Genomic DNA, 24,932 nt, shown 5'->3' with positions numbered 1-24,932 from the left:
GCGGGGAGAGGCAGGCGGGACGGGCGGGGCACGCCTGGCGGATGTGGCGCGCGAGACGAACCGAACACACGCCCTGCCCCGACCGGATCGAAGAGGTCCGGGAATCCGCGTCGAAGGGGTCCGGGAAACACGAAAGGCAAGGAGTCAGGCACTCCTTGCCACTTTCAACTTATAGCGCACAGGGGGCCTTGCGGCAAGGCCCCCTCGATGGCGCACAATCTCCGGTCTGACCAGCAAACACTCCCGGCGCCTCGGCGACCTCGGATCGGAGACCCCGCTTGCACCCTCTCCCCACCACCGCGTTCGCCCTCGACGACCGTCGACGGGCCAAGGCCGGCCCCGAGCTGATCGCCGACGACGACCGGCACTTCGCCGCCATCGCCCGCTGCCTCGAGGAGACGACGGCCGACCTCACCGAGCGGCTCGCCGCCGAACGCAGAGCGGAGGGCGGCCTGGGCCGGCAGGCCATGGACCGGGACACCGAGATCCACCGCCTCACCGCCCGGCTGCGCACCCTGCGCCGCTTCGGCCTGGACCTCTGCCTGGGCCGGATGGTCTTCGCGGACGACCCGCGGCCCGTGTACGTGGGACGGCTCGGCCTGACCGACAGCACGGGCCGCCGGCTGCTGGTCGACTGGCGCTCCCCCGCCGCCGAGCCGTTCTTCGGGGCCACCCACGCCCGCCCGATGGGCCTGGCGAGCCGCCGCCGGTACCGGTGGACCGGCGGCCTGATCAGCGACTACTGGGACGAGGTGTTCACCCCGGACGGCCTGTCGGGGCACGCCGCGCTCGACGACCAGTCGGCGTTCGTCGCGAGCCTCGCCGGGAACCGCTCGGCGCGGATGCGGGACGTGCTCGGCACCATCCAGGCCGACCAGGACGCCATCATCCGCGCCGGGTCCCGGGGCGCGCTCGTCGTGGACGGCGGACCGGGCACCGGCAAGACCGTGGTCGCCCTGCACCGCTCGGCCTACCTCCTGCACGCCGACCCGCGCCTCGGGCACCGCAGGGGCGGGGTGCTGTTCGTCGGCCCGCACCGGCCCTATCTGGCGTACGTCTCCGACGTGCTCCCCAGCCTCGGCGAGGAGGGTGTGCAGACCTGCGTACTGCGGGATCTCGTGGCCGAGGGCGCCACGGCCACCGCCGAGCCGGACCCGGAGGTGGCCCGGCTCAAGTCGTCCGCGGACCTGGTGCGGGCGATCGAGAAGGGGGTGCGGTTCTACGAGGAACCGCCCCACGAGGGCATGACGGTGTCGACCCCCTGGTCCGAGATCCGGCTGACCGCCGGCGACTGGGCGGCGGCGTTCGACGCGGCGGAGCCCGGCACCCCGCACAACGAGGCCCGCGGCCAGGTCTGGGAGGAACTGCTCACCCTCCTGGCCGACCGGCACGAGGAGGACGCCTCGGGCGACGACGCGGAGGTACCGGCGCGGCTGCTGCGCAGAGCGCTGGAGCGGCACAGGGAGTTGCGCGCCGCCTTCGACCGGGCGTGGCCGCTTCTGGAGGCCGCCGACCTGGTCGGCGACCTGTGGACGGTCCCCGCGTATCTGCGTCTGTGCGCCCCGTGGCTCGGCCCGGACGAGGTACGGCTGCTCCAGCGTGAGCGGCCGGACGCCTGGACGGTGTCCGACCTTCCCTTCCTGGACGCGGCCCGCCAGCGGCTCGGCGATCCGGAGGCGGCCCGGCGCAGGCAGCGGCACGCACGGACCCTCGCCGCGCAGCGGGAGCGGATGACGCGGGTCGTGGACAACCTGATCGACGCCGTCGCGGACTCGGGGGCGGACGGTGACGACGGCGAGGGCCTGGTGCGGATGCTGCGCGGTCAGGACGCCCAGGTCAGCCTGGTCGACGAGGCGGAGCTCGACGAACCCGACCCGGATCTGCTGGCGGGCCCGTTCGCGCACATCGTGGTCGACGAGGCACAGGAGCTCACCGACGCCGAGTGGCAGATGCTGCTGCAGCGGTGCCCGTCCCGGAGCTTCACCATCGTCGGCGACCGGGCCCAGGCCCGGCACGGCTTCACCGAGTCATGGCGGGAACGCCTGGAGCGGGTCGGTCTGGACCGGGTCGAAGAGGCGTCCCTGACCGTCAACTACCGCACCCCGCGGGAGATCATGGCGGAGGCGGAGCCGGTGATCCGGGCCGTGCTGCCGGACGCCAACGTGCCGACGTCCATCCGCAGCGGAGGCTTCCCCGTCGTTCACGGCCCGGTCGCGGACCTGGACGCGGTCGTGGACGCCTGGCTGGCCGGGAACGCCGACGGGATCGCCTGTGTCATCGGCGCCCCCGGCCACCCGTCGACGGACCGGGTGCGTTCCCTTCCACCGGAGTTGACGAAGGGACTGGAGTTCGACCTGGTCGTGCTGGTCCGGCCCGAGCGTTTCGGCGAGGGCGTCGAGGCCGCCGTCGACCACTACGTGGCGATGACCCGGGCCACCCGGCAACTGGTCGTCCTCCGGTGAGGGCCGGTGGCCGGCCGGTCCGGGGTCACCCCCCGGACCGGTGCGGGCGCCGGCCCCGTACGCTCAGCCCACCGACGAGTAGGCGACGACGCCGCGCAGCAGCCCGTCCACGGCCTTGCGCGCGCTCTTGGCCACCGTCGAGCCCTCCATCGGGGAGGCGGCCGCGATCTGCCCGAGCACGTCGATCACCTGCTTGCACCAGCGCACGAAGTCCCCGGCCGGCATCTCCGCCTCCCGCAGCACCTCGTCCAGGCCCTTGCCGTTGGCCCACATGTAGGCGGCCCAGGCGAAGCCGAGGTCGGGTTCGCGCTGGCCGACACCCTCGCTCTGAGTGATCCGGAAGTCCTCCTCCAGGGCGTCGAGGCGCCCCCAGATCCGGACCATCTCGCCGAGGGCGGCCTTCGCCTTGCCGGACGGCAGCTTGGGGGCCATGGCGTCGTCCCCGACGCGTGCCTCGTACACCAGCGCCGAGACGCACGCGGCCAGTTCGGCCGGGTCCAGGCCCTCCCACACCCGCTCGCGCAGGCATTCGCTGGCCAGCAGGTCGAGTTCGCCGTAGAGCCGGGCGAGCCGCTTGCCGTGCTCGGTGACCTCGTCGCCCCGCAGGTAGTCCATCTCGGTGAGCAGGGCGACGATCCGGTCGAAGGTGCGCGCGATGGTGTTCGTGCGGCCCTCGATACGGCGCTCCAGCTGCGAGGTGTCACGCAGCAGCCGGTGATAGCGCTCGGCCCAGCGGGCGTGGTCCTCGCGGTCGTCGCAGCCGTGGCAGGGGTGCGCCCGGATCGCCTTGCGCAGCCGGGCGATCTCCCGGTCGTCGGCGGCCTGCGCACGCCGCTTGCGGTGGCGCTCCGGCGCGATGTGCCCGGCCTTGGTGCGCAGCGCGGAGGCGAGGTCGCGACGCGACTGCGGGGAGCGCGGGTTGAAGGACTTCGGGATGCGCATCCGCTCCAGCGCCTCCACGGGCACCGGGAAGTCCATCGACGCCAGCCGCTTGACCTGCCGTTCGGCGGTGAGGACCAGGGGGCGCGGACCGTCGTGGTGCTCGAAGCCCCGGTGGCCGTTGGACCGGCCGGCCGGCAGACCGGGGTCCAGCACGAGGGCGAGGCCCGCGTACTTGCCCGTCGGCACGTGGATGACGTCTCCCGGCTTGAGCCGCTCCAGCGCGACCGCGGCCTCCGCGCGGCGCTCCACCGCGCCCTGCCGGGCCAGCTCGGTCTCGCGGTCCTTGAGTTCGCGGCGCAGCCGCGCGTACTCCTCGAAGTCGCCGAGGTGGCAGGTCATGGACGCCTGGTAGCCGGAGAGCCCCTCCTCGTTGCGCTGCACCTGGCGGGAGATGCCGACGACCGACTTGTCGGCCTGGAACTGGGCGAACGACGTCTCCAGCAGCTCGCGCGAGCGGTGCCGGCCGAACTGCTCCACCAGGTTGACCGCCATGTTGTACGACGGCTTGAAGCTGGAGCGCAGCGGATAGGTGCGGGTGCCGGCGAGGCCCGCGAGGTGCTCGGGGCTCATGCCGCGCTGCCACAGCACCACGGCGTGCCCCTCGACGTCGATGCCGCGGCGGCCCGCACGGCCGGTGAGCTGGGTGTACTCGCCGGGGGTGATGTCGGCGTGCTGCTCGCCGTTCCACTTGACGAGCTTCTCCAGGACCACCGAGCGGGCGGGCATGTTGATCCCGAGGGCGAGGGTCTCGGTGGCGAAGACGGCCTTGACGAGGCCGCGGACGAAGAGCTCCTCGACGACCTCCTTGAACGTCGGCAGCATCCCGGCGTGGTGGGCGGCTATACCGCGCTCCAGGCCCTCCAGCCACTCGTAGTACCCGAGGACGTGCAGGTCCTCGGTGGGGATGGCGGCGGTGCGCTCCTCGACCAGGGAGCGCACCCGCTCCCGGGCCTCGTCGTCGTTGAGCCGCAGCCCCGCGTGCAGGCACTGCTGGACGGCGGCCTCGCAGGCGGCGCGGCTGAAGATGAACGTGATGGCGGGCAGCAGGCCCTCGGCGTCGAGCCGCTCGATGACTTCGGGACGGCTCGGGGTCCACACGCGGGAGCGCTGGCGGCGCTCGCGCTCGCGGTCGGCCTCCCGCATGGCGCGGCCGCGTCTGCGGTCCTGGTAGGAGGGCCGGGTGGCCTCCATCCGCGCCAGCCGGGTCAGGTCGGGGTTGACCGCCTTGCGGTGGCCCTCGCCCTCCTCGAACAGGTCGTACATCCGGCGTCCGGCGAGCACGTGCTGGAACAGCGGCACGGGCCGGTGCTCGGAGACGATCACCTCGGTGTCGCCGCGGACGGTGTCGAGCCAGTCGCCGAACTCCTCGGCGTTGGAGACGGTCGCCGACAGCGAGACGAGGGTGACCGACTCGGGGAGGTGGATGATCACTTCCTCCCAGACGGCGCCGCGGAAGCGGTCGGAGAGGTAGTGCACCTCGTCCATGACGACGTAGCCGAGGCCCAGGAGGGTCTGCGATCCGGCGTACAGCATGTTCCGCAGGACCTCGGTCGTCATCACGACGACGGGGGCGTCGGAGTTGATGCTGTTGTCACCGGTGAGCAGGCCGACCTTGTCGTCCCCGTAGCGGCGGCACAGGTCGGCGTACTTCTGGTTGGACAGCGCCTTGATGGGCGTGGTGTAGAAGCACTTCTTGCCCTGCAGCAGGGCGAGGTGGACGGCGAACTCGCCGACGATCGTCTTGCCCGAGCCGGTGGGCGCGGCCACCAGGACGCCCTTGCCCGCCTCGAGCGCCTGGCACGCCTCGATCTGGAAGGGGTCGAGGCCGAAGTCGTACATCTCGCGGAAGGAGGCGAGCGCGGTGGCCTGCTCGGTAGCGCGCCTGCGTGCTGCCGCGTACCGCTCGGCCGGTGAGAGATCCTCTGTCATCGTGCTTTCGAGCGTACCGGGCGCCGCTGACAACAGGACGATCATTATCCGGATCTGCGGCCGGCGCCCCGGCGTCCGCCCGGCGCAGGACTGCGGAGCGCGAGCAGCCGGGCACACGCCGTGGGCGCCCCGGCCGTGTGCTCGTGGTGGCTGCCGGTCAGGTCACGTCGTCGTAGCCGTTGACGCGTTCCGTGGTGGCCTGCTCCGGCAGGGCGCGGCTCGGGGAGACGCGCTCGACCTCGCCGATGCTCTCGGGGGTCAGGTCGAGGTCGGAGGCCTCGTCGTCGTCGAGGGCCGCGTCGGGGTCGTTGCGGTGGCGGCGGCGGTCGTTCAGCAGGGAGATGCCGACGGCGATGAAGTACAGGACGACGATCGGCCCGGCGAGGGCGATCATGCCGACCGGGTCGGTGGTGGGCGTGGCGACCGCGCCGAAGATGAAGACGCCCATGACGACGCCGCGCCACCAGGCGAGCATGCGGCGGCCCGTCACCACGCCGGTGAGGTTCAGCATGATCAGCAGCAGCGGCAGTTCGAAGGCGGCGCCGAAGACGAGGACCATCCGGACGCTGAAGTCGAGGATCTTGTCCATCGGCAGGATGTTCGCCGAGCCCTCGGGCGTGATGCCGAGCAGCACGCGCATGCTCACCGGCATGATCGTGTAGGCGAGCCAGGCGCCGCCGAGGAACAGCGGGACCGCGGCCGCCACGAAGTAGTACGTGTACTTGCGCTCGTGCCTGTGCAGACCCGGGGCGACGAACGCCCACAGCTGGTACAGCCAGAACGGGCTCGCCAGGACGATGCCCGCCATGAGGCTCACCTTCACCGTGGTGGTGAAGGGAGAGAGGAGATCGGTGTACGCGACGACCGCGCAGGCGCCGCCCGTGGTCTCACCGAGACCCTTCGCGCACTTGGGCACGGGGTCGGAGAGGAACTCCATCAACTGCTGGTTGTAGAAGGCGGCCACGATGGTGACGAGCGTGATGGCCAGCATGCCCTTCGCGAGCCGGTTGCGGAGCTCACGAAGGTGCTCCGCGAGCGGCATCCGCCCCTCGGGGTCCTTCTCCTGTTTGCGGGCAGACTTCAGCAACCCACGTTCCCATCTCGTGCGGCGGGCCGGAGGTCACCGGCCCTGCGTCAGCGCTGCGTGGTGTCCGTCGACTCGTTGACCGGGCGCGAGCTGTTCACGTCGCCGGGGGAAGCCTGGATGACGCGCTGGGCGGGGGGCTGCTGGTCGCCGGTGGTGTTCGGCGGGTCGGCGGGGGCGGCGGACTTGTCGTCGTCCTTCATCGCCTTGGCCTCGCTCTTGAGGATGCGGGCCGACTTGCCGAGGGATCGGGCCATGTCCGGGAGCTTCTTCGCACCGAACAGCAGGATGATGACGACGAGGATCAGGATGATCTCGGTGGGGCCGAGCCTACCCATAGCTGTATACCTTCTTCACCGAGGCGACATGGTCCGAATACCCGGCCGGTCGGACATACGTCCGACCACCGTGCTGCCAGCGATCGTAACGCTCGGGGGTGAACGCAGGACAATCCCTGTGCATACTCCCAGTCGCGTGCCCGCGCCTCGCTCCCGGGCCGCAAGTGAGCAGCGTACCTGTCACCCACTGCCCGTCGACAGGGCGAAGCGGTCCAAAACGCACACGGCCCGGCACTCACACCGATTCCTTGAACGCCCTACAGGGAGTCCGCGGCGCGGGCCACACCGACCGACGCCCGCTCCAGGTCCTCCGCCGCCCTGTTGATGCGGCGGGCCGACTCCGTCACCTGACGGCCGAGGCGCTGCGCCTCCACGAACACCCGCACGGCGAGCACACCGAGGACGGCGAGACCCACGAAACCCACAGCTACCGCGAACATCGGCCAGAACATGAGCCGAGCCTAGACGGTCCTCGGAGTGTCCTGTCGATCAGGCCGGATCACCGGGAGCCCGGCACGATCGGCGAGACGACCCCTAGACCGTCGAGTGCAGCCGCAGGGTGCTGACGCCGCCGCCGGTCAGCAGCTCCACGACCCGCTCCCCCGCCGGCTTGCGGACCCCGGCCCCGCACGCGGGACACGTGAACGAGTAGAACGTCGTGCGGCTGCTGGCGCCGACGACGAGTCTGAGGGCCTGCGCGGCGAGTTCGAACCGGCCCCGGCAGTCCGGGCAGCCCGCCCGGAACACCACCGGGGTCACGCTTCTCATCCCGGCGAAAGCGGATGCCACCGTCACTGCCCGCACCCCGGACGTCGCCGACTCGTTCAAAGTCCTGCTCCCGCCTGTCGCCTGCTGCCGTGCCGCCGGCCCGGCCGGCCGCCGGACCGCTTCGCCCCTACTGCCCGTCCCGCACCGCGTGCGCCGCGCCGGCGCCCCGCATCTCCATCCCGTCGTACGCCGCCAGCGCCTCGCGGGCCGCCTGCCGGGCGCTGTCGGCCAGATCGGACGGCGACACGATCCGGCCGTCCCGGCCGAGCCGCAGCGCCAGACGCCGCAGGGACGCCGGGTCGGGCGTACGCAAGGTGATACGCAGCCCGCCGTCCGGAAGCTCATCGGCGTTGTCGTGCGGGTAGTACTCGGCGACCCAGCGTCCGCCCGGGCCGACCTCGGCCACGACCTCCGGGTCCTCCGCGGCGGGCTGCACCAGGCCCTCGGAAAGGTCCCGCAGCTCCACCTCCGGCGGCGCGGACGGCTCGTCGAGGATCTTGATCTCGGCGACCCGGTCCAGCCGGAAGGTGCGCCGCGCCTCCGAGCGCCGGCACCAGGCCTCCACATAGGTGTGGCCGACGCTGACCAGCCGGATGGGGTCGATCTCCCGCTCGGTCACCTCGTCACGGGCCGGCGAGTAGTAGCGGATCCACAGCCGGCGCCGCTCGGAGATCGCCCGGTCGACGTCGGCGAAGACCCCGCCCTCGGACTCGAACGTCACCGACAGCCGGGCGCTCGCCCCGGCCGCCTCACCGGCCGCCGTCTCCACTTTCGCGGTGGCCCGCAGCAGCGCCTGCCGGTCGCTCTCGCGCAGCCCCGGCAGCGTGGCCACCGCGCGGGCCGCCACGAGCAGCGCGGTCGCCTCGTCGGCGGCGATCCGCAGCGGCTCGGCGACGTCGTCCGGGTTGTGCCACCAGATGCGCTCGCCGTCGGTGTCGATGTCGAGCAGATCACCGCCGCGGAAGCTGGTGCCGCACATGGGCAGCACGTCGAGGTCGGAGACCAGCTCGTCCTCGGAGATGCCGAAGGCACGCGCGACGTCCTCGACGCGCGCGCCGGGCCGCTCCTTCAGATAGGTCACCAGGGAGAGCATCCGCCGGGTCTGGTCGATGGCGCTCGTGGGCCTGACCGGTTTGCCTGCCACTGTCTTGCTCCGCTCCCCCTCAGCCCTTGGCCACGGCACGCAGCCGGTCCACCACGTCGGCCCGCAGCTCGGCGGGCTCGAGCACCACCACGTCCGGTCCGAACTCCACCAGCCAGGCGTCCAGTCCGTGGCCGTACGGAATCTCCAACTCGTCCCAGCCGTCCCCGAGTTCCCGGACCGAGGTGGCCTTCGCCCGAAGGGGGTAACCGGCGCCCGTGCGCAGCCGGATCAGCGCGGACCGGTCGGCGATCTCCCCCGCCCAGCTCGCCACGGTCTCGCGCACGGTCACGACGTCCGGCACCTCGGCGGTGAAGCGGCCGCCGCGGCTGCGCACCTTGCCGGTGATCCGGGACAGCCGGAACACCCGCTCGGCGCCCCGGTCGCGGTCCCAGCCCGCCAGGTACCAGTGGCCGCGCCAGCACTCCAGCGCCCACGGCTCCACATGCCGGGGCTCGGGGCGGGCCGCGGTGGCCTTGCGGTAGTCGAACATGACCGGCCGCCGGTCCCGGCACGCCAGCATCAGCGGTTCGAACGCCGCCTCGTGCACCGGGATACGGGGCTCCAGCGCGCTGTGCGGCTCGTACGGGTCGACGTCCTCCGGCAGGCCGGCCGCGCGCAGCTTCTGCAGGGCGCCGCTGGCCGCGCCGGCGAGCCGGGCCTGCTGCCACACCTTCGCGGCCAGCCCGAGGGCGGCCGCCTCCTCGGCGTCCAGGGTGATCGGCGGCAGCCGGTTGCTGTCGCGGCGGGCGAGATAGCCGACCTCGCCGTCCAGGTTCTCCACCGTCTCGATGACCAGGCCGAGCTCGCGCAGATCGTCCTTGTCGCGCTCGAACATCCGGTTGAAGGAGTCGTCGGAGCCCGCCTCCAGGTAGGCCTCGATGGACTCACGCAGCTCGCGCTTGCTCAGCGGCCGCCGCGTCCCGAGCAGACACAGCGCCAGATTCATGAGCCGCTCTGCCTTGGCAATGGCCATCGACGCCCTTCGCCTTCCTTATGGTGCTTACGACCGATGACCGTACCGCCCCGCGGGGGCGCGGCAAAAGCCGAGGGCCCATGCCCGGACAGGCATGGACCCCAGGTAGTCGGCTTCGGTCGCCCCCCGATCACAGGCGGCGACCGGACGCGACGGTCAGACGCCGAGCAGGTCGACCACGAAGATCAGCGTCTCGCCGGGCTTGATCGCCGGGGTCGGGCTCTGGTTGCCGTAGGCCAGGTGCGCCGGGATCGTCAGCTGACGGCGGCCACCGACCTTCATGCCCTGCACGCCCTGGTCCCAGCCCTTGATGACCCGGCCGCCACCCAGCGGGAAGCGGAACGGCGTGCCGCGGTTCCAGCTGGCGTCGAACTCCTCGCCCGTGCTGAAGGCCACACCCACGTAGTGGACGGTGACGGTCTGACCCGCCTCCGCGACCGGACCGTCGCCCTCCCAGATGTCCTTGATCTCGAGGTCCGCCGGGGGCTCGCCGCCCGGGAAGTCGATCTCGGGCTTGTCGATGCTCACGTCTTACGCTCCATGCTTGTCGTGGAAAGACAACGCGGTCAGTCTTTCATCACCCGGGGTGGGGTCACATCTTGGCGAGGATGTCCACGCTGAACACCAGCGTGGCGTTCTTCGCGATGCCGCTGCCCTGCGGCGGCTGGTCGCCGTACCCCAGCTCCGGCGGGATGACGATGAGCACGCGGCTGCCGACCTTCTTGCCGGCCAGCCCCTGCGACCAGCCCTTGACGACCTGCGCCAGCGGGAACGACACCAGCTGCTTCGCCGCGTACGACGAGTCGAACTCCTTGCCGGTGGCCCACTGCACGCCCTTGTACTGCACCAGGACGGTGTTCTCCGCGGCGACCTCGTCGCCGTCACCCTCCAGGATGTACCTCGACACCAGCTTCTTCGGCGGGTCGGTCTTCGGGACCTCGATGGAGGGCGCCTTGCCGTCGGTGTTGGTGCCGACCTTCGGCAGGTCCGGGTCGTCCTGGGCGACCTTCTTGCCCTTCGCGGAGCTCGACGCGTTGAACGAGTCCTCGATGTCGACCACGAACACCAGGGTGTCGGTGCCCTTGATCCCCGCCTGCTCGTTGCCCTCCTTGCCGTAGCCCCAGGTCGGCGGGACGGCCATCTCGACCCGGCTGCCGACCTTCTTGCCGGTCAGCGCGTACCGCCAGCCGTCGATGATGCGGCCCTGCGACAGCTGGATCAGCAGCGGTGTCTTGCGGTCGTAGGAGTTGTCGAAGACCTTGCCCGTCGCCCAGATCTGCCCCAGGTAGTTCGCCTGGAGGTAGTCGTTCTCGGCGACCGTCTTGCCGCTGCCCGCGATGACCGTGCGCACCGCCAGGTCCTTCGAGGGCTTCCCCTCGCCCTTGGCGACCTTGGGCTTCTGACCGAACTTCGTGCCCGCCGTGATCGCCGGCAGCGGACCGTCCACGATCTTCGGCGACGGCGCGGCCGACTGCTCCGGCGCCGACGGCGACACGCTGTCACTCGCCTCGCCCCCCGAGTCCTTGTCGTCACCGCAAGCGGCGAGCGTGACCATTCCTGCGGGTACGGCGATGAGAAGGGAGCGTCGGCGCACGGTGGGGGCCTCGTAATCAGTCGATCTTGCGGACAGGCGTGCGCGCAACTCTACGGCGTGGGGAGGGCGCCGTACGGGAAACGTACGGCGCCCGTGTTGCGTTCCGGCAGTCCGGCCCGGACCGCGCCCGCCTCACATTCCGGCGATCAGCTTCTCCACCCGGTCGTCCACCGAACGGAACGGGTCCTTGCACAACACCGTGCGCTGTGCCTGGTAGTTCAGCTTCAGATGCACCCAGTCGACCGTGAAGTCCCGGCGCTGCTCCTGCGCCCGGCGGATGAAGTCGCCGCGCAGCCGGGCCCGAGTGGTCTGCGGGGGCACCGACTTGCCCTCGAAGATCTTCAGGTCGTTGCAGATCCGGGTGGCCTGCCCCTTCTTCTCCAGCAGGTAGTACAGCCCACGGCGCCGGTGGATGTCGTGGTACGCGAGGTCTATCTGCGCGACCCGCGGATGCGACATCGTCATGTTGTGCTTGGCCCGGTACCGCTCGATGAGCTTGTACTTCATGACCCAGTCGATCTCGGTACCGATGCGGTCGAGGTCCTCCGTCTCGATCGCGTCCAGCGTCCGGCCCCACAGCTCCAGGACCTGCTCGACCGTCCCGGTACGGATACCGCGGCGCTCGCAGAAGTCCACGGCCTTCTCGTAGTACTCGCGCTGCACCTCCAGCGCCGAGGCCTCCCGGCCGCTGGCCAGACGCACCTTGCGCCGGCCCGTGATGTCATGGCTGACCTCGCGGATCGCCCGGATCGGGTTCTCCAGGGTCAGGTCCCGCATCACCGTGCCCGCCTCGATCATGCGCAGCACCAGGTCGGTGGCGCCGACCTTCAGCAGCATCGTCGTCTCGGACATGTTCGAGTCGCCCACGATGACGTGCAGACGCCGGTAGCGCTCCGCGTCCGCGTGCGGCTCGTCCCGCGTGTTGATGATCGGCCGGGAACGCGTCGTCGCCGAGGAGACGCCCTCCCAGATGTGCTCCGCCCGCTGGCTCACGCAGTACACCGCACCGCGCGGCGTCTGCAGCACCTTCCCGGCGCCGCACAGCAGCTGCCGGGTCACCAGGAACGGGATGAGGATGTCCGCGAGCCTGGAGAACTCGCCATGGCGTGCCACCAGATAGTTCTCATGGCAGCCGTAGGAGTTTCCGGCCGAGTCCGTGTTGTTCTTGAAGAGGTAGACGTCGCCCGCGATTCCCTCCTCGTGCAGGCGTCGTTCGGCGTCCACCAGGAGTCCTTCGAGAATGCGCTCGCCGGCCTTGTCGTGGGTGACCAGCTCGGTCACGTTGTCACATTCGGGTGTCGCGTATTCCGGATGTGAGCCCACGTCAAGATAGAGGCGGGCGCCGTTTCGCAGAAAGACATTGCTGCTGCGGCCCCATGACACGACACGGCGGAAGAGGTACCGCGCCACCTCGTCGGGAGACAGGCGGCGCTGTCCCCTGAACGTACACGTGACGCCGTACTCGTTCTCCAGCCCGAAAATGCGGCGGTCCATGACTGAACATTACGCCCGATCCCCTGAGCTGAAACGGGGTTCGACAGCACGGTTCGGATCATTTTCCGATGAAGCCGCAACGACCGCCCCCCGTCCGGGAGCTGCGAGGACCCGCCCCGTGGCCACCAGAACCAGCAACGACACGGCCCCCGCCGCCCCCGGCACCGCGAACCCCCACAGCGCCCCGCCCGCCTGCACCACCGGCCCGGCCACACCCGTCCCCACCGACGCGCCCACCGTGAACGTCGTCACCAGCCACGAGAACGCCTCCGTCACCGTGCCCCGCGGGGCGTGCCGGTCCACCAGCACGAACGCGCACGCGATCGACGGCGCCAGGAACACCCCCGCCAGCACCGCGAGGGCCGTCATCGCCACCACGCCCGGCATCAGCGTCAGCGGCAGGTAACACACCGCCAGGAACGCCACCAGCGTCCGCAGCCGTCGCGCGGGCTCACCGCCCCACTGCCGCGCCCCGTACACCACACCGCCCATGAGCGCGCCCAGCCCGAGGCCGGCCATCAGCCAGCCGTACACCACGTCCCCGCCGTGGTCGTCCGCGTACGACACCGCCGCGACCGCTATCGACCCCATCGCCATGCCGACGAACAGGAACGCCCCCAGCAGCGCGAGCAGCCCCGGCGACCGCAGCGCCCCCAGCCAGTGCGCCTCACGCGGCTCCGAACGCCAGGCACGCGACGGCGGCGAGACCACCACCGACAGCGCCCCCAGCACGCCGATCACGTTCAGCAGCACCAGGGCGGCCTGTGCCGACCACAGCGACGCCCCCAGCGTCAGCAGCAGCGGGCCGACCGTGAACATCACCTCCTGCGCCACGGCGTCCATCGCGTACGCCGTGTGCACCTGCCCCTCCCCCGGCAGCACCGACGACCACAGGGCCCGCAGACCGCCCTCCAGCGGCGGGGTGAACAGCCCCGCCGCCACCACGGCCGCGTACGCCGCCCCCAGGGCGCCGATGCCCACGACGGCGAAGACGGCCGTCGCGACGGCCGACGCGACGGCGGCCGGCAGCTGCACCCGCGGCTGCCCGAACATGTCCACCAGCCGCCCCAGCACCGGCTGGCCCACCGCGTTGGCCACGCCGTACGCCGCCGCCAGTCCGCCGGCCAGGCTGTACGAGCCGCCCTCCGCCCGCACGAACAGCACGATGGCGAGGGCCGCCACCGCGTTCGGCAGCCGGCCCACCAGCGTGCCCACCAGCAGCCGGGCGGCGTGCCTCGCCCTGAGGACCTCCAGGTAGGCCCCGGTCATCGGCCGCACCACCCTCCGAAGTTTTACGTATAACGTCGCTCGTCATACGTACCATGTGCGCTGTTCGCAGTCCAGACGAAGGAGCAGGCCCACCGTGGCAGCAGGCAGGACCCGCCCCACCAGCCGGGACGTCGCCCGGGCCGCGGGAGTCTCCCAGGCGGCCGTCTCACTCGTCCTCGGCGACAAATGGCGCGGCCGCGTGTCCCCCGCCACCGCCGAACGCGTCCGCGAGGCCGCCCGCCGCCTCGGCTACCGGCCCAACCTCGCCGCCCGCAACCTCCGCCTCGGCCACACCCGCACCGTGCTCCTGGTGGTGCCCGCCCTGACCACCGAATTCTTCGCGGGCGTCTACACCGGGGCCGCCCGCGTCGCCGCCCGGCACGGCTTCGGCGTCGTCCTCTACCCCTCCCCCGAGGGCATCGGTCCCGCCCGCGACCCCTTCGCCTCCGCCCAGACCGCCCTGGACGGCGTCATCGCCTCCTCCATGGCCGCCGACGCCCTGACCACGATCCGCGGCGACCAGCTTCCCCTCGTCATGCTCGACAGCGACCCCGCAGGCAGCCTCGGCGCCGCCACCGTCAACCTCGACATCGCCGACGGCGTCCGCCAGATCACCGACCACCTGCTCGGCCTCGGCCACCGCCGCTTCCTGCACCTCGCCGCCGACATCCCCTCCTGGACCTTCGACGTACGCGCCCGCGAACTCACCACCCGGCTCGCCGCCGCGCCCGGCACCACCCTGCGCGTCGCACACGCCCCCATCTCCATCGACGCGGCCCGCACCGCCACCGCCGGCGCCCTCGCCGCAGCAGACCCCCACCCCACCGCCATCGTCTGCGACGACGACAAACTGGCCGCCGGCGCCTACAAGGCCGTCCGCCGCCTCGGGCTGCGCGTCCCCGACGACATCTCCGTCACCGGCCTCGACGACCTCGCCCTCGCCACCGCCATCGACCCCGAACTCACCACGGTCCGCCTCGACGCCGAGCTCTTCGGCGAGCGCGGCATGCAGGCCCTCCTCGCCGTCCTCGACGGGCGTACACCGGAACAGGGGGACATCCCCGTCCAGCTCGTCGTCCGCGGCTCCACGGCACCTCCCAAGGCCTCCTGAGCGTCCCCGGACACGCCGGTGCCCCGACCGCGCGGGCGACCGGGGCACACAAGCGGGGTGAAAGGGCCGGCTACTTCTCCGAACCGCCGGACGACCCCTCCGACTCGTCCGGCTCGTCCGCGCTCTCCGCCTCCGTGGCCGCGCCACCGGCCTCCAGCAGCCGGCCCAGCTGACGGCCCACGATCCGCTTGAACTTCCGCGACTGCGGACGCGTACGGTCGAGCACCGCCACCTCCAGCCGCTCCGCCGGAATCTCCCGCTGCGAACCGTTCGACTCCCGCGACAACGCCTGCACGGCCAGCTGCAGCGCCTCCGCCAGACTCATCCCGTCCTGATGCCGCTGATCCAGATAGTTGCTGATCAACTCCGCGTTGCCACCGACCGCGACCGAACCGTGCTCGTCCACGATCGAACCGTCATGCGGCAACCGATAGATCTGGTCGCCCTCCGGAGTCTCACCGACCTCCGCGACGACCAGCTCCACCTCGTACGGCTTTTCCGCCGCGGACGAGAAGATCGTGCCCAGCGTCTGCGCGTACACGTTCGCCAGACCCCGGGCCGTCACATCGTCACGGTCATAGGTGTAACCCCGCAGATCGGCATACCGCACTCCACCGATCCGCAGATTCTCGTACTCGTTGTACTTACCGGCGGCCGCGAAACCGATCCGGTCGTAGATCTCACTGAACTTGTGCAGCGCACGGGACGGATTCTCACCGACGAACACAATGCCGTCGGCATACTGCAGCACGACGAGGCTGCGACCACGCGCGATGCCCTTCCGGGCATACTCCGCCCGGTCGGCCATCGCCTGCTGGGGTGACACATAGAACGGCGTCGACACCGGTTATCCGTCCCTTTCTGTCGAAGTCACACGATCACCTGGAAAAACCGGACCAGCCGCTACAGCAGCGGAGCCCGCGGACCGTCGGGCTGCTCCAGACGCCGCTCCAGGACGGAACGCGCGATCTCGGAGGACTCCTCGTCGCCGAGCCGACGGAAACCGTCCTCGGTGATCACCGTGACGATCGGGTAGATCCGGCGCGCGACATCGGGACCACCGGTCGCCGAGTCGTCGTCAGCCGCGTCGTACAGGGCCTGCACCACCAGCGTCGTGGCTTCGGCCTCGCTCAGATCCTCACGGAACAGCTTCTTCATCGCGCCGCGCGCGAAGACCGAACCCGAACCCGTGGCCGCGTACCCGTGCTCCTCCGAACGCCCGCCCGTGACGTCGTAGGAGAAGATCCTCCCCCGCTCACGGTCCACGTCGTACCCCGCGAACAGCGGCACCACGGCCAGACCCTGCATCGCCATGCCCAGGTTCGACCGGATCATCGTGGACAGCCGGTTCGCCTTGCCCTCCAGCGACAGCTGCGCACCCTCGACCTTCTCGAAGTGCTCCAGCTCCAGCTGGAACAGCTTCACCATCTCCACGGCCAGACCCGCCGTGCCGGCGATCCCCACCGCCGAGTACTCGTCGGCCGGGAAAACCTTCTCGATGTCCCGCTGCGCGATGATGTTGCCCATCGTGGCCCGCCGGTCACCGGCGAGCACCACACCGCCCGGGAACGTCACGGCGACGATCGTGGTGCCGTGCGGCGCCTCGATCACACCCTGGGTGGGCGGCAGTTGACGCTTGCCGGGCAGCAGCTCGGGCTGTTGCTCGGCGAGGAAGTCCATGAACGAGGACGACCCAGGCGTCAGGAAGGCAGCTGGTAGACGCCCGGTGCTACGAGTGTTGGCTTCCACGCGATTCCTTCCAAGTAAGCGGCGGCCCGGCGGACGGCGTCAGGGTCGCCCCCAACTTGCCGATGGCCGAATTGCAGTTGAAGCACACTACGCCACGGACCCTACCCGTCTCATGGCAATGATCCACATGAAGGGCCGGAGCCGGGCACCAGGCATGCAAGCCGTCAGGCATCGAGCAGCTCGTGGCGAACGCTGCTCGCGGCTCGACCTCCCGGCACCGCGAACAGCGCGCCACCTCGCCTTCGTTAACAAACTGAGAGCCCCCCGCATCCTTCGATGTGAAGGCTACTCCCCGCCCTTTTGAACGAACGATCGAACGAAGTCCTCGGCGTTCTCCTCGAGCACGTCGTCGATCTCGTCCAGGACCGAGTCGACGTCGTCGCTCAGCTTCTCCTGGCGCTCCTTGAGGTCTTCCGAGGCCTGTGTCTCCGCGGCCTGCTCCTCGACCTCCTCGGTGGAACGCGTGGCCTTCTGCTGTCCGCCGCCGGTGTCCTTGGTTGCCATATCCCTCACCCCGCTCAGTTCGCCCGACATGGTCGACAGGTCGGCTTTCCTGCCGATCGGTGATGATCAGACCCTACAAGCCGGGTCCGACATCGGCCCCGCAGTTTGTCCAACGTACGGGGGCCATCTCGATGATTCCCGGCCGCCGGGTTTTCCACCCTGCCGGGCCGGTCCTCGGCCGGCCCGGCACGAGTACCCCTCAGTGACCCGACAGGACCCTGACCAGGTCTTCCGCGCTGCGGCAGCGGTCCAGGAGCTCCTTGACGTGATTTCGCGTTCCGCGAAGTGGTTCGAGGGTTGGGACGCGCTGGAGCGAGTCGCGTCCGGGGAGGTCGAAGATGACCGAGTCCCAGGAGGCCGCGGCGACGTCGTCGGCGTACTGCTCCAGGCAGCGGCCTCGGAAATAGGCGCGGGTGTCCTCCGGCGGCTTGGTCTTGGCCCGCTGGACGGTCTCCTCGTCCAGGAGGCGCTTGATGCGGCCCCGCTCGGCGAGGCGGTTGTAGAGGCCCTTGTCCGGCCGTACGTCGGCGTACTGGAGGTCGAGGAGGTGGAGCTTGGCGGCGTCCCAGTCGAGGCCGTCGCGGCGCCGGTAGCCCTCCATGAGTTCGCGCTTGGCGACCCAGTCGAGTTCGCCGGCGAGGCTCATGGGGTCGTGCTCGAGCCGGTTGAGGGTGTCCTCCCAGCGGGTGAGGACGTCCTTGGTCTGCTCGTCGGCGTCGGCTCCGAAACGTTCCTCGATGTACTTGCGGGACAGCTCGTAGTACTCCATCTGGAGCTGCACCGCGGTGAGCGTGCGGCCGCTGCGCAGGGTGATGAGGCGCTGCAGCGTCGGGTCGTGGGAGACCTGGTGGAGGGTGCGGACGGGCTGGTCCACGGCGAGGTCGACGGCGATGAAGCCGTCCTCGATCATGGACAGGACGAGCGCGGTGGTGCCGAGCTTGAGGTACGTCGAGATCTCGGAGAGGTTGGCGTCGCCGATGATCACATGGAGGCGGCGGTATTTCTCGGCGTCGGCGTGGGGCTCGTCCCGGGTGTTGATGATGGGCCGTTTGAGTGTCGTCTCGAGGCCGACCTCGACCTCGAAGTAGTCGGCGCGCTGACTGATCTGGAAGCCGTGTTCGTGGCCGTCCTGGCCGATGCCGACGCGGCCGGCCCCGGTGATGACCTGGCGGGAGACGAAGAAGGGCGTGAGGTGGCGCACGATGTCCGAGAAGGGGGTCTCCCGCTTCATCAGGTAGTTCTCGTGCGTGCCGTAGGAGGCGCCCTTGTTGTCGGTGTTGTTCTTGTAGAGGTGGATGGGCTGCGCGCCGGGCAGCTGAGCGGCTCGTTCGGCGGCTTCGGCCATGATGCGCTCGCCGGCCTTGTCCCAGAGGACGGCGTCCCGGGGGTTGGTCACCTCGGGGGCGCTGTACTCGGGGTGCGCGTGGTCGACGTAGAGCCGTGCGCCGTTGGTGAGGATCACGTTGGCGAGGCCGATGTCCTCGTCGGTGAGCTGGCTGGAGTCGGCGGCCTCGCGGGCGAGGTCGAAGCCTCGCGCGTCGCGCAGCGGGTTCTCCTCCTCGAAGTCCCAGCGGGCCCGGCGGGCCCGGTGCATCGCCGCCGCGTAGGCGTTGACGATCTGGGATGAGGTGAGCATGGCATTGGCGTTGGGGTGGCCGGGGACGGAGATTCCGTACTCGGTCTCGATGCCCATTACTCGCCGTACGGTCATGCGGCCCTCCTTGCCCGGCGGCGCCCTCGGTCGTGGGCGCCGCGCAGATACCGCTGGCGCTCGGTGGCGTGTGCGGTGCCCGTCCCCGCACTGCGCGACTCTGCGGTATGGAAGAGCCTAGAACGCCTTTGCGCTGGTGGGGAGATCATTTGCGTCATTGCGTTGGTCGCCTTCGGTCCGGCATGGCCGGAAAAACAGTCGGCTGCGGGTTCCCGGTGGGGAGCCCGCAGCCGCCCTGCCTTTTACAGGTACTGACCGGTGTTCGCCACCGTGTCGATGGAGCGTCCGGTGTCCGCGCCCTGCTTTCCGGTGATGAGGGTGCGGATGTAGACGATCCGTTCGCCCTTCTTTCCGGAGATGCGGGCCCAGTCGTCCGGGTTGGTGGTGTTGGGCAGGTCCTCGTTCTCCTTGAACTCGTCCACGCACGCCTGGAGGAGGTGGGAGACGCGCAGACCCTTCTGGTTGTGCTCGAGGAAGTCCTTGATCGCCATCTTCTTGGCGCGGCCGACGATGTTCTCGATCATGGCGCCGGAGTTGAAGTCCTTGAAGTAGAGGACTTCCTTGTCTCCGTTGGCGTAGGTGACTTCCAGGAAGCGGTTCTCCTCGGATTCGGCGTACATCTGCTCGACGGCGGTCTGGATCATGCTCTGGACCGTCATCGACTTGTCGCCGCTGTGTTCCCCGAGGTCTTCGGAGTGGAGCGGGAGGCGCTCGGTGAGGTACTTGCCGAAGATGTCCTTGGCGGCTTCGGCGTCGGGACGCTCGATCTTGATCTTCACGTCGAGCCGGCCGGGGCGCAGGATGGCGGGGTCGATCATGTCCTCGCGGTTGGAGGCGCCGATGACGACCACGTTCTGCAGGCCCTCCACGCCGTCGATCTCGGCGAGGAGCTGCGGGACGATGGTGTTCTCCACGTCCGAGCTGACGCCGGATCCGCGGGTGCGGAAGAGGGACTCCATCTCGTCGAAGAAGACGATGACGGGTGTGCCCTCGGAAGCCTTCTCCCGGGCGCGCTGGAAGACGAGGCGGATCTGCCGCTCGGTCTCGCCGACGTACTTGTTGAGGAGCTCGGGTCCCTTGATGTTGAGGAAGAAGCTCTTGCCGGCGGCCTGGCCGGTGACTTCGGCGACCTTCTTGGCCAGCGAGTTGGCGACGGCCTTGGCGATGAGCGTCTTTCCGCATCCGGGGGGCCCGTAGAGCAGGACGCCCTTGGGCGGGCGCAGTTCGTGCTCCTTGAACAGGTCCGGGTAGAGGTAGGGCAGTTCCACGGCGTCGCGGATGGCCTCGATCTGGCCGCCCAGGCCGCCGATCTGTTCGTAGCCGATGTCGGGGACTTCTTCGAGGACGAGTTCTTCGACCTCGCTCTTGGGGACGATCTCGTAGACGTAGCCGGATCGGGGTTCGAGCAGGAGGGCGTCGCCGGGGCGGATGTTGACGCCGCGCAGGGGTTCGGCGAGGCGTACGACGCGCTCTTCGTCGGTGTGCCCGAGGACGAGTGCGCGTTCGCCGTCCTCGAGGATCTCCTTGAGGGTGACGATGTCGCCGACGCTCTCGAACTCCATGGCCTCGACCACGTTGAGGGCTTCGTTGAGCATGACCTCCTGGCCGCGCCGGAGGTCGTCGAGTTCGACGCTCGGGCTGACGTTCACGCGGAGTTTGCGGCCTCCGGTGAAGATGTCGGCGGTGCCGTCCTCGTTGGCCTGCAGGAAGACACCGAAGCCGGCCGGTGGCTGTGCGAGCCGGTCCACTTCCTCCTTGAGGGCCACGATCTGGTCGCGGGCCTCACGGAGCGTGTTCGCGAGTCGCTCGTTCTGGGCGGACACGCCGGCCAGGTTGGTCTGCAGTTCGACGATCCGCTCTTCGAGAATCCTCGTGTGCCGCGGAGAGTCGGCGAGCTTGCGTCGCAGGACGGCGATCTCCTGCTCAAGGTAGGCGATCTGCCCGGCCGGGTCGTCGGACCCTCGTCCCGGGCGGATGCCGCGGTTCATGTCGTCGTCGTGGGCTGCCACGGTCCTCACCTCCTCCAAGGGGAGCTGGACGCTTCCAGACCCTACCTGGGTGGGTGTCGATTGAAACCCCTAGATCACAAAGACGGTCGGGGTGTGTCCGATCTTCACCCTTGCGCTCTCCCTCACGCCAGGGGAATACCCACCGAACATGATTGGAACCCAGGCAGGGGTAGTGTCGAGGTGTTCAACACCCGTCGGAGCTGGCCGGATTCCCGTGCGGCTGGGCGGGGGAAGCGGTGGGAGAGATGAGCGTGGAGCAGGCGGCCGGGGTCGAGGGTGAGGCGCTGGAGGTCTGGATCGATCAGGCGTTGTGCACCGGTGACGGTATTTGTGCCCAGTATGCGCCTGAGGTGTTCGAGCTGGACATCGACGGTCTGGCCTACGTGAAGAGCGCCGACGACGAGCTGTTGCAGACGGAGGGGGCGGCAACGCCCGTGCCGCTGCCGCTTCTCACGGATGTGGTGGACTCGGCGCGGGAGTGCCCGGGCGAGTGCATCCATGTACGCCGTGTTCTGGACAAGGTCGAGGTGTTCGGCCCGGACGCCGAGTGACCGTGTCCGCACGGCTCGTTACGCCTGTCTGATTTCTCACACGCTGGGTGGCGGGGGTCAGACGCTCTGTGCTCCGGCGGGTGTCGAGCGCACGAACGAGCCGTTCTTCCACTGCCATTTCGCGCTGTCGTTCACGTCGGGGCAGCAGCGGGGCACGTCCGGTGACGAGTAGCCGTAGAGGTGGGCGGCGACCGCTCCGTCACGCACCGCGATGTCACGGACGGTGATGCTGTCCTTGGGGTCGATGAGCGTGGCGACGATGCGGGGCGCGGTGGCGCCGGCGGCCTGGGTCAGGACGTAGACGCCGTCGGGCGGGGTGCCCATGGGCGAGTCGCAGTGGACGACGGCGACGGTCTCCGGGCGGTGGTCGCCGTCGAGGTCTCCGGTGGCCTTCTTGACGACGATCGCCTTGACCGGTCCGCAGGTGAGCGGGAAGTCGGCCTTGGCGGGGTCGGGGGGTGCGACGGCCGCCGGGGCGTTCTTGGCGTCGGTGGCGGTCGGCTGGGCCGCGGTCGCCGAGTCGGGCTGGAGGACGCTGGAGAGCGCCACGACGCCGGCGAGCGCCGTGGCGGTGGCGACCCAGTGGATGGGCCGGGTGTGGGTGTGTGCCAGTTCCGGGACGGCGGTTTGCTGCACTAGGAGCGTCTCCTGTGAGGGCTGTGCCGGTGGGGGTGGCCAGCATCGTGCCACACGTCACAGTGCGAGGGAACGGCGGGGTGGGTACTTGGTGCGGTTGCGGTCGGGCCGAGTGGGCGGGGCCGCGAACGAAAGGGCGCTGGGGTGGAGTTCCCGGGCGGTGCCGGGAACTCCACCCCAGCGCCTTCGCGTTGTCGGTGGTGCGGGCCGTGGGTCAGCGGCCGGCGCCGCGGTCGGCGTTGGGGCCCTCGTAGTCCTCGCCGTAGGCGCCCTTGGCGGGGCGGCGGCGCCGCATGGGCGGCTCGACGCCGTCGGCGAGGCGGCGGGCGGTGAGCAGGAAGCCGGTGTGCCCGATCATCCGGTGGTCGGGGCGGACGGCGAGGCCCTCGATGTGCCAGTTGCGGATCATCGTCTCCCAGGCGGTCGGCTCGTTGAAGCAGCCGATCTCGCGGATGGACTCGACGGTCCGGGCGAGCTGGGTGGTGGTGGCGACGTAGCAGCAGACGATGCCGCCGGGGACGAGCGCCTTGGAGACGGCCTCCAGGCATTCCCAGGGGGCGAGCATGTCGAGGATGACGCGGTCGACGTCGGTGTCGCTGAGGTTGTCCTGGAGGTCGCCGACGGTGAGCTGCCAGGCGGGGTGGGGGCCGCCGAAGTAGCGCTCGACGTTCTGCCGGGCGATGTCGGCGAAGTCCTCGCGCCGCTCGTAGGAGTGCAGCATGCCGTGGTCGCCGATGGCGCGCAGGAGGAAGCTGCTGAGCGAGCCGGAGCCGACGCCGGCCTCGACCACGCGGGCGCCGGGGAAGATGTCGGCGAAGGCGAGGATCTGCCCCGCGTCCTTGGGATAGACGACGGCCGCCCCGCGGGGCATGGACAGGACGTAGTCGGGGAGCAGGGGGCGCAGCGCGAGGTAGGCGACGTTACCGGTGGTGCGGACAACGCTGCCCTCGGGAGCGCCGATCAGCTCGTCGTGGGGGAAGGAACCCTTGTGGGTGTGGAAGTTCTTTCCCTCTTCGAGCGTGAACGTGTAGTGGCGGCCCTTGGGGTCGGTCAGCTGAACCTGGTCCCCGACCTTGAAGGGCCCGCGCCTGCGGGCGGCACCGGTCGGTTCGGACATGTGAACAGCCTACCGGCGTTTCGGGAGGCCGCCGACCACGGACGGCCGGTGGTCAACTGGGGCGGGCCATGGCCTTGACGAAGGCGCGTTCCACGTCGGCGGCGGACAGGACTCCGTAGATCTCGCCGGTCTCCTCGACGACGAGGTATTCGGTGGCGGGGGTGGCGCGCAGGGCGTCGAGGAGTTCCTCGCCGGAGAGTTCGGCGGAGACGCGCATGCCTTCGGTGATGTCCTGGGCGAGGCCGCCGACGGCGACCCAGGGGCGGCGGTGTTCGGGGACGCCGACGATGGCCGCTTCGCGGACGAGGGAGAGAGGGGTGCCGTCGGTCTCCACGACGACGAGGGCGCGGGCGCCGGCGGCGTTGGCGCGGCGCAGGGCCTCGGAGAGGGGGGTGTCGGCCTCGACGGGGACGGCGCGGCGGGTGAGGGCGCGGGCGCGCAGTTCGGGGAGGTGTTCGCGCAGCCGGGCCATGCGCAGGCTGTTGCCGGCTCCGGTCCAGATGATCGCGGCGAGGATGGCGGCGAGCAGGGCGTCCAGGACGGTGTCCATGCCGACGTTGTCGACGGCCTCGGAGCCGAGGGCGCCGGACTGGGTGAGCCAGGGCAGGCCGATGAGGACGGAGACGGCGAGGGCGCGGCCGACCCAGGCGGCGGCGACGGTGCCGCTCATGGGTCTGCCCGTGATCTTCCAGACGACGGCGCGGAGCATACGGCCGCCGTCCAGGGGGAGGCCGGGCAGCAGGTTGAACACGGCCACGATGAGGTTGGAGACCATCAGGCCGGCGAGCAGGACGCCGGGGACGGTGCCGGGTTCGACGAGACGCAGGGCTCCGTAGAAGACGCCGGAGAGGACGAGGGAGAGCAGGGGGCCGACGAAGGCGAGGACGAATTCGCGGCCAGGAGTCTCGGCTTCCTTCTCGATCTCGGAGACGCCGCCGAAGAACTGGAGCTGGATGCGGCGCACGGGCAGGCCGAAGCGCAGGGCGGCGACGGTGTGGGCGAGCTCGTGGACGAGGACGGAGGCGTAGAAGGCGACGGCGAAGAAGAGGGAGACGAGGTAGCGGGCGGCGCCGAGCTCGGGCAGGACGCGCTCGAGCTGGCCGCCGAATACCCAGGTGATCAGGGCGGCGACGAGGAACCAGCTGGGGGCGACGTAGACGGGCACGCCGAAGGGCCGGCCCATGAGCAGTCCGCCTCTGGGGTCGCGGGGGCGCCTCGGCGGGCGCGGCTTGGTGTCGGCGGAGTGGGCGAAGGCGCGGTCGTCGTGCTGGGGGTGGGGGCCGTCGGGGTGCGGCTCCTGCGGTGGCTGCGCGGTGCTCTCGTCGCCGGCGTCCCGGTGCTGCGGGTCCTCGGGGGCGGGCGGCGTCTCCTGTCGGCCGGGGCCGGTGGGTGCGTCGGGCCGTCCGGGGTCGGGGGCCGGCCGGTCCGTGCGGTGCTCGGTCGGCTCGTCGGTCCCGGAGCGCGGCTTCCCGCTCCCGCCGCTCTCGTCCACGGTGTCCCCTCGATGGATGCGTCGTCCGCGCCTGCCGTGCGGAAGGTCTCGGGTC

The 24,932-nt window shown here is 70.4% G+C and carries 22 protein-coding genes and 1 pseudogene; 3 read left to right on the top strand and 20 right to left on the bottom strand.

The genetic code is table 11. The features are described from left to right. The first annotated feature begins 278 nt into the window (after positions 1-278). Positions 279-2,462 (top strand): RNA polymerase recycling motor ATPase HelR, encoded by a 2,184-nt coding sequence (gene helR / locus ABZ899_RS03275; RefSeq protein WP_361340011.1) that lies wholly within the window; start codon positions 279-281, stop codon positions 2,460-2,462. Positions 2,463-2,525: 63 nt separating this feature from the next. Here the strand turns inward: helR and ABZ899_RS03270 are convergent, their stop codons facing one another. The 11 genes from ABZ899_RS03270 to ABZ899_RS03220 all read right to left on the bottom strand — a co-directional run bounded on the left by ABZ899_RS03270 (position 2,526) and on the right by ABZ899_RS03220 (position 13,997). Continuing rightward, positions 2,526-5,378, bottom strand: a complete 2,853-nt coding sequence (locus ABZ899_RS03270) for a DEAD/DEAH box helicase (RefSeq protein WP_361340008.1) — start codon at positions 5,376-5,378, stop codon at positions 2,526-2,528. 112 nt (positions 5,379-5,490) lie between these two features. Further along, on the bottom strand, positions 5,491-6,420 hold the full coding sequence (gene tatC / locus ABZ899_RS03265; protein ID WP_361340005.1) for a twin-arginine translocase subunit TatC: 930 nt from the start codon (positions 6,418-6,420) through the stop codon (positions 5,491-5,493). A 47-nt stretch (positions 6,421-6,467) separates the two neighbouring features. Continuing rightward, positions 6,468-6,755, bottom strand: a complete 288-nt coding sequence (tatA, locus tag ABZ899_RS03260; protein ID WP_361340003.1) for a Sec-independent protein translocase subunit TatA — start codon at positions 6,753-6,755, stop codon at positions 6,468-6,470. 257 nt (positions 6,756-7,012) lie between these two features. Continuing rightward, positions 7,013-7,207, bottom strand: coding sequence for a hypothetical protein (locus tag ABZ899_RS03255; protein ID WP_361340000.1), 195 nt, complete (start codon positions 7,205-7,207; stop codon positions 7,013-7,015). Positions 7,208-7,289: 82 nt separating this feature from the next. Next, on the bottom strand, positions 7,290-7,583 hold the full coding sequence (locus ABZ899_RS03250; RefSeq protein WP_361339997.1) for a hypothetical protein: 294 nt from the start codon (positions 7,581-7,583) through the stop codon (positions 7,290-7,292). 67 nt (positions 7,584-7,650) lie between these two features. Further along, on the bottom strand, positions 7,651-8,667 hold the full coding sequence (locus ABZ899_RS03245; RefSeq protein ID WP_361339995.1) for a WYL domain-containing protein: 1,017 nt from the start codon (positions 8,665-8,667) through the stop codon (positions 7,651-7,653). 19 nt (positions 8,668-8,686) lie between these two features. After that, entirely contained in the window at positions 8,687-9,640 is a 954-nt protein-coding gene (locus ABZ899_RS03240; protein WP_361339992.1) for a WYL domain-containing protein, read from the bottom strand. A gap of 156 nt (positions 9,641-9,796) precedes the next feature. Further along, positions 9,797-10,168, bottom strand: coding sequence for an FKBP-type peptidyl-prolyl cis-trans isomerase (locus ABZ899_RS03235; protein WP_094055282.1), 372 nt, complete (start codon positions 10,166-10,168; stop codon positions 9,797-9,799). 64 nt (positions 10,169-10,232) lie between these two features. After that, positions 10,233-11,234 (bottom strand): FKBP-type peptidyl-prolyl cis-trans isomerase, encoded by a 1,002-nt coding sequence (locus tag ABZ899_RS03230; protein WP_361339988.1) that lies wholly within the window; start codon positions 11,232-11,234, stop codon positions 10,233-10,235. A 132-nt stretch (positions 11,235-11,366) separates the two neighbouring features. Next, the gene (gene pafA, locus ABZ899_RS03225; protein WP_361339985.1) at positions 11,367-12,728 is read right to left on the bottom strand and encodes a Pup--protein ligase; all 1,362 of its coding nucleotides are present in this window, start codon (positions 12,726-12,728) and stop codon (positions 11,367-11,369) included. A gap of 9 nt (positions 12,729-12,737) precedes the next feature. Beyond that, the gene (locus ABZ899_RS03220; protein ID WP_361339982.1) at positions 12,738-13,997 is read right to left on the bottom strand and encodes an MFS transporter; all 1,260 of its coding nucleotides are present in this window, start codon (positions 13,995-13,997) and stop codon (positions 12,738-12,740) included. Positions 13,998-14,091: 94 nt separating this feature from the next. On the opposite strand from ABZ899_RS03220, the gene ABZ899_RS03215 reads away from it, so the two are divergent. Continuing rightward, positions 14,092-15,108 (top strand): LacI family DNA-binding transcriptional regulator, encoded by a 1,017-nt coding sequence (locus ABZ899_RS03215; protein WP_361339979.1) that lies wholly within the window; start codon positions 14,092-14,094, stop codon positions 15,106-15,108. A gap of 70 nt (positions 15,109-15,178) precedes the next feature. Here the strand turns inward: ABZ899_RS03215 and prcA are convergent, their stop codons facing one another. The 6 genes and pseudogenes from prcA to arc form a co-directional block, all read right to left on the bottom strand. Further along, a complete protein-coding gene (prcA, locus tag ABZ899_RS03210) occupies positions 15,179-15,952 on the bottom strand; it encodes a proteasome subunit alpha (RefSeq protein ID WP_361339977.1) in 774 nt (257 codons plus the stop codon). Between the two features lie 59 nt (positions 15,953-16,011). After that, positions 16,012-16,857: a proteasome subunit beta gene (prcB, locus tag ABZ899_RS03205; RefSeq protein ID WP_361339974.1), complete on the bottom strand. Its 846-nt coding sequence runs from the start codon at positions 16,855-16,857 to the stop codon at positions 16,012-16,014. Beyond that, a pseudogene (locus ABZ899_RS03200) lies at positions 16,809-16,999 on the bottom strand (endonuclease VII domain-containing protein); the annotation flags it as partial. The gene prcB and the pseudogene ABZ899_RS03200, both read right to left, overlap by 49 nt. Before the next feature lie 143 nt (positions 17,000-17,142). Continuing rightward, a complete protein-coding gene (locus tag ABZ899_RS03195; RefSeq protein ID WP_030955201.1) occupies positions 17,143-17,361 on the bottom strand; it encodes a ubiquitin-like protein Pup in 219 nt (72 codons plus the stop codon). Between the two features lie 199 nt (positions 17,362-17,560). Beyond that, positions 17,561-19,072 carry a depupylase/deamidase Dop gene (gene dop / locus ABZ899_RS03190; RefSeq protein WP_361339971.1) on the bottom strand — a complete coding sequence of 504 codons (1,512 nt, stop codon included), beginning with the start codon at positions 19,070-19,072 and terminating at the stop codon, positions 17,561-17,563. Between the two features lie 242 nt (positions 19,073-19,314). After that, positions 19,315-21,081, bottom strand: coding sequence for a proteasome ATPase (gene arc, locus ABZ899_RS03185; RefSeq protein WP_361339968.1), 1,767 nt, complete (start codon positions 21,079-21,081; stop codon positions 19,315-19,317). Between the two features lie 245 nt (positions 21,082-21,326). On the opposite strand from arc, the gene ABZ899_RS03180 reads away from it, so the two are divergent. After that, positions 21,327-21,632 carry a ferredoxin gene (locus ABZ899_RS03180; RefSeq protein WP_361339966.1) on the top strand — a complete coding sequence of 102 codons (306 nt, stop codon included), beginning with the start codon at positions 21,327-21,329 and terminating at the stop codon, positions 21,630-21,632. Between the two features lie 57 nt (positions 21,633-21,689). Here ABZ899_RS03180 and ABZ899_RS03175 read toward each other — a convergent pair whose 3' ends face one another. From ABZ899_RS03175 to ABZ899_RS03165, 3 genes are all read right to left on the bottom strand, one after another. Continuing rightward, positions 21,690-22,268 (bottom strand): hypothetical protein, encoded by a 579-nt coding sequence (locus tag ABZ899_RS03175; RefSeq protein WP_361339964.1) that lies wholly within the window; start codon positions 22,266-22,268, stop codon positions 21,690-21,692. A 214-nt stretch (positions 22,269-22,482) separates the two neighbouring features. Then, positions 22,483-23,385, bottom strand: a complete 903-nt coding sequence (locus tag ABZ899_RS03170) for a tRNA (adenine-N1)-methyltransferase (RefSeq protein ID WP_055622871.1) — start codon at positions 23,383-23,385, stop codon at positions 22,483-22,485. Between the two features lie 52 nt (positions 23,386-23,437). Continuing rightward, the gene (locus tag ABZ899_RS03165) at positions 23,438-24,877 is read right to left on the bottom strand and encodes a site-2 protease family protein (protein WP_361339961.1); all 1,440 of its coding nucleotides are present in this window, start codon (positions 24,875-24,877) and stop codon (positions 23,438-23,440) included. Positions 24,878-24,932: the final 55 nt, after the last annotated feature.

The sequence above is a fragment of the Streptomyces sp. NPDC046859 genome (genome assembly GCF_040645135.1).
In the GTDB taxonomy this organism is placed as follows: Bacteria; Actinomycetota; Actinomycetes; order Streptomycetales; family Streptomycetaceae; genus Streptomyces.
The sequence above is the reverse complement of the archived record's forward strand: the minus strand, read 5'-3'. Positions and strand labels throughout refer to the sequence as shown.

Coding starts and splice junctions, on each gene's coding strand:
- ABZ899_RS03270 (WP_361340008.1), bottom strand. CDS start 5,378: ATGATCGTCCTGTTGTCAGCGGCGCCCGGTACGCTCGAAAGCACGATG.
- ABZ899_RS03180 (WP_361339966.1), top strand. CDS start 21,327: ATGAGCGTGGAGCAGGCGGCCGGGGTCGAGGGTGAGGCGCTGGAGGTC.
- ABZ899_RS03220 (WP_361339982.1), bottom strand. CDS start 13,997: ATGACCGGGGCCTACCTGGAGGTCCTCAGGGCGAGGCACGCCGCCCGG.
- ABZ899_RS03195 (WP_030955201.1), bottom strand. CDS start 17,361: ATGGCAACCAAGGACACCGGCGGCGGACAGCAGAAGGCCACGCGTTCC.
- pafA (WP_361339985.1), bottom strand. CDS start 12,728: ATGGACCGCCGCATTTTCGGGCTGGAGAACGAGTACGGCGTCACGTGT.
- ABZ899_RS03255 (WP_361340000.1), bottom strand. CDS start 7,207: ATGTTCTGGCCGATGTTCGCGGTAGCTGTGGGTTTCGTGGGTCTCGCC.
- ABZ899_RS03240 (WP_361339992.1), bottom strand. CDS start 9,640: ATGGCCATTGCCAAGGCAGAGCGGCTCATGAATCTGGCGCTGTGTCTG.
- dop (WP_361339971.1), bottom strand. CDS start 19,072: ATGACCGTACGGCGAGTAATGGGCATCGAGACCGAGTACGGAATCTCC.
- tatA (WP_361340003.1), bottom strand. CDS start 6,755: ATGGGTAGGCTCGGCCCCACCGAGATCATCCTGATCCTCGTCGTCATC.
- ABZ899_RS03170 (WP_055622871.1), bottom strand. CDS start 23,385: ATGTCCGAACCGACCGGTGCCGCCCGCAGGCGCGGGCCCTTCAAGGTC.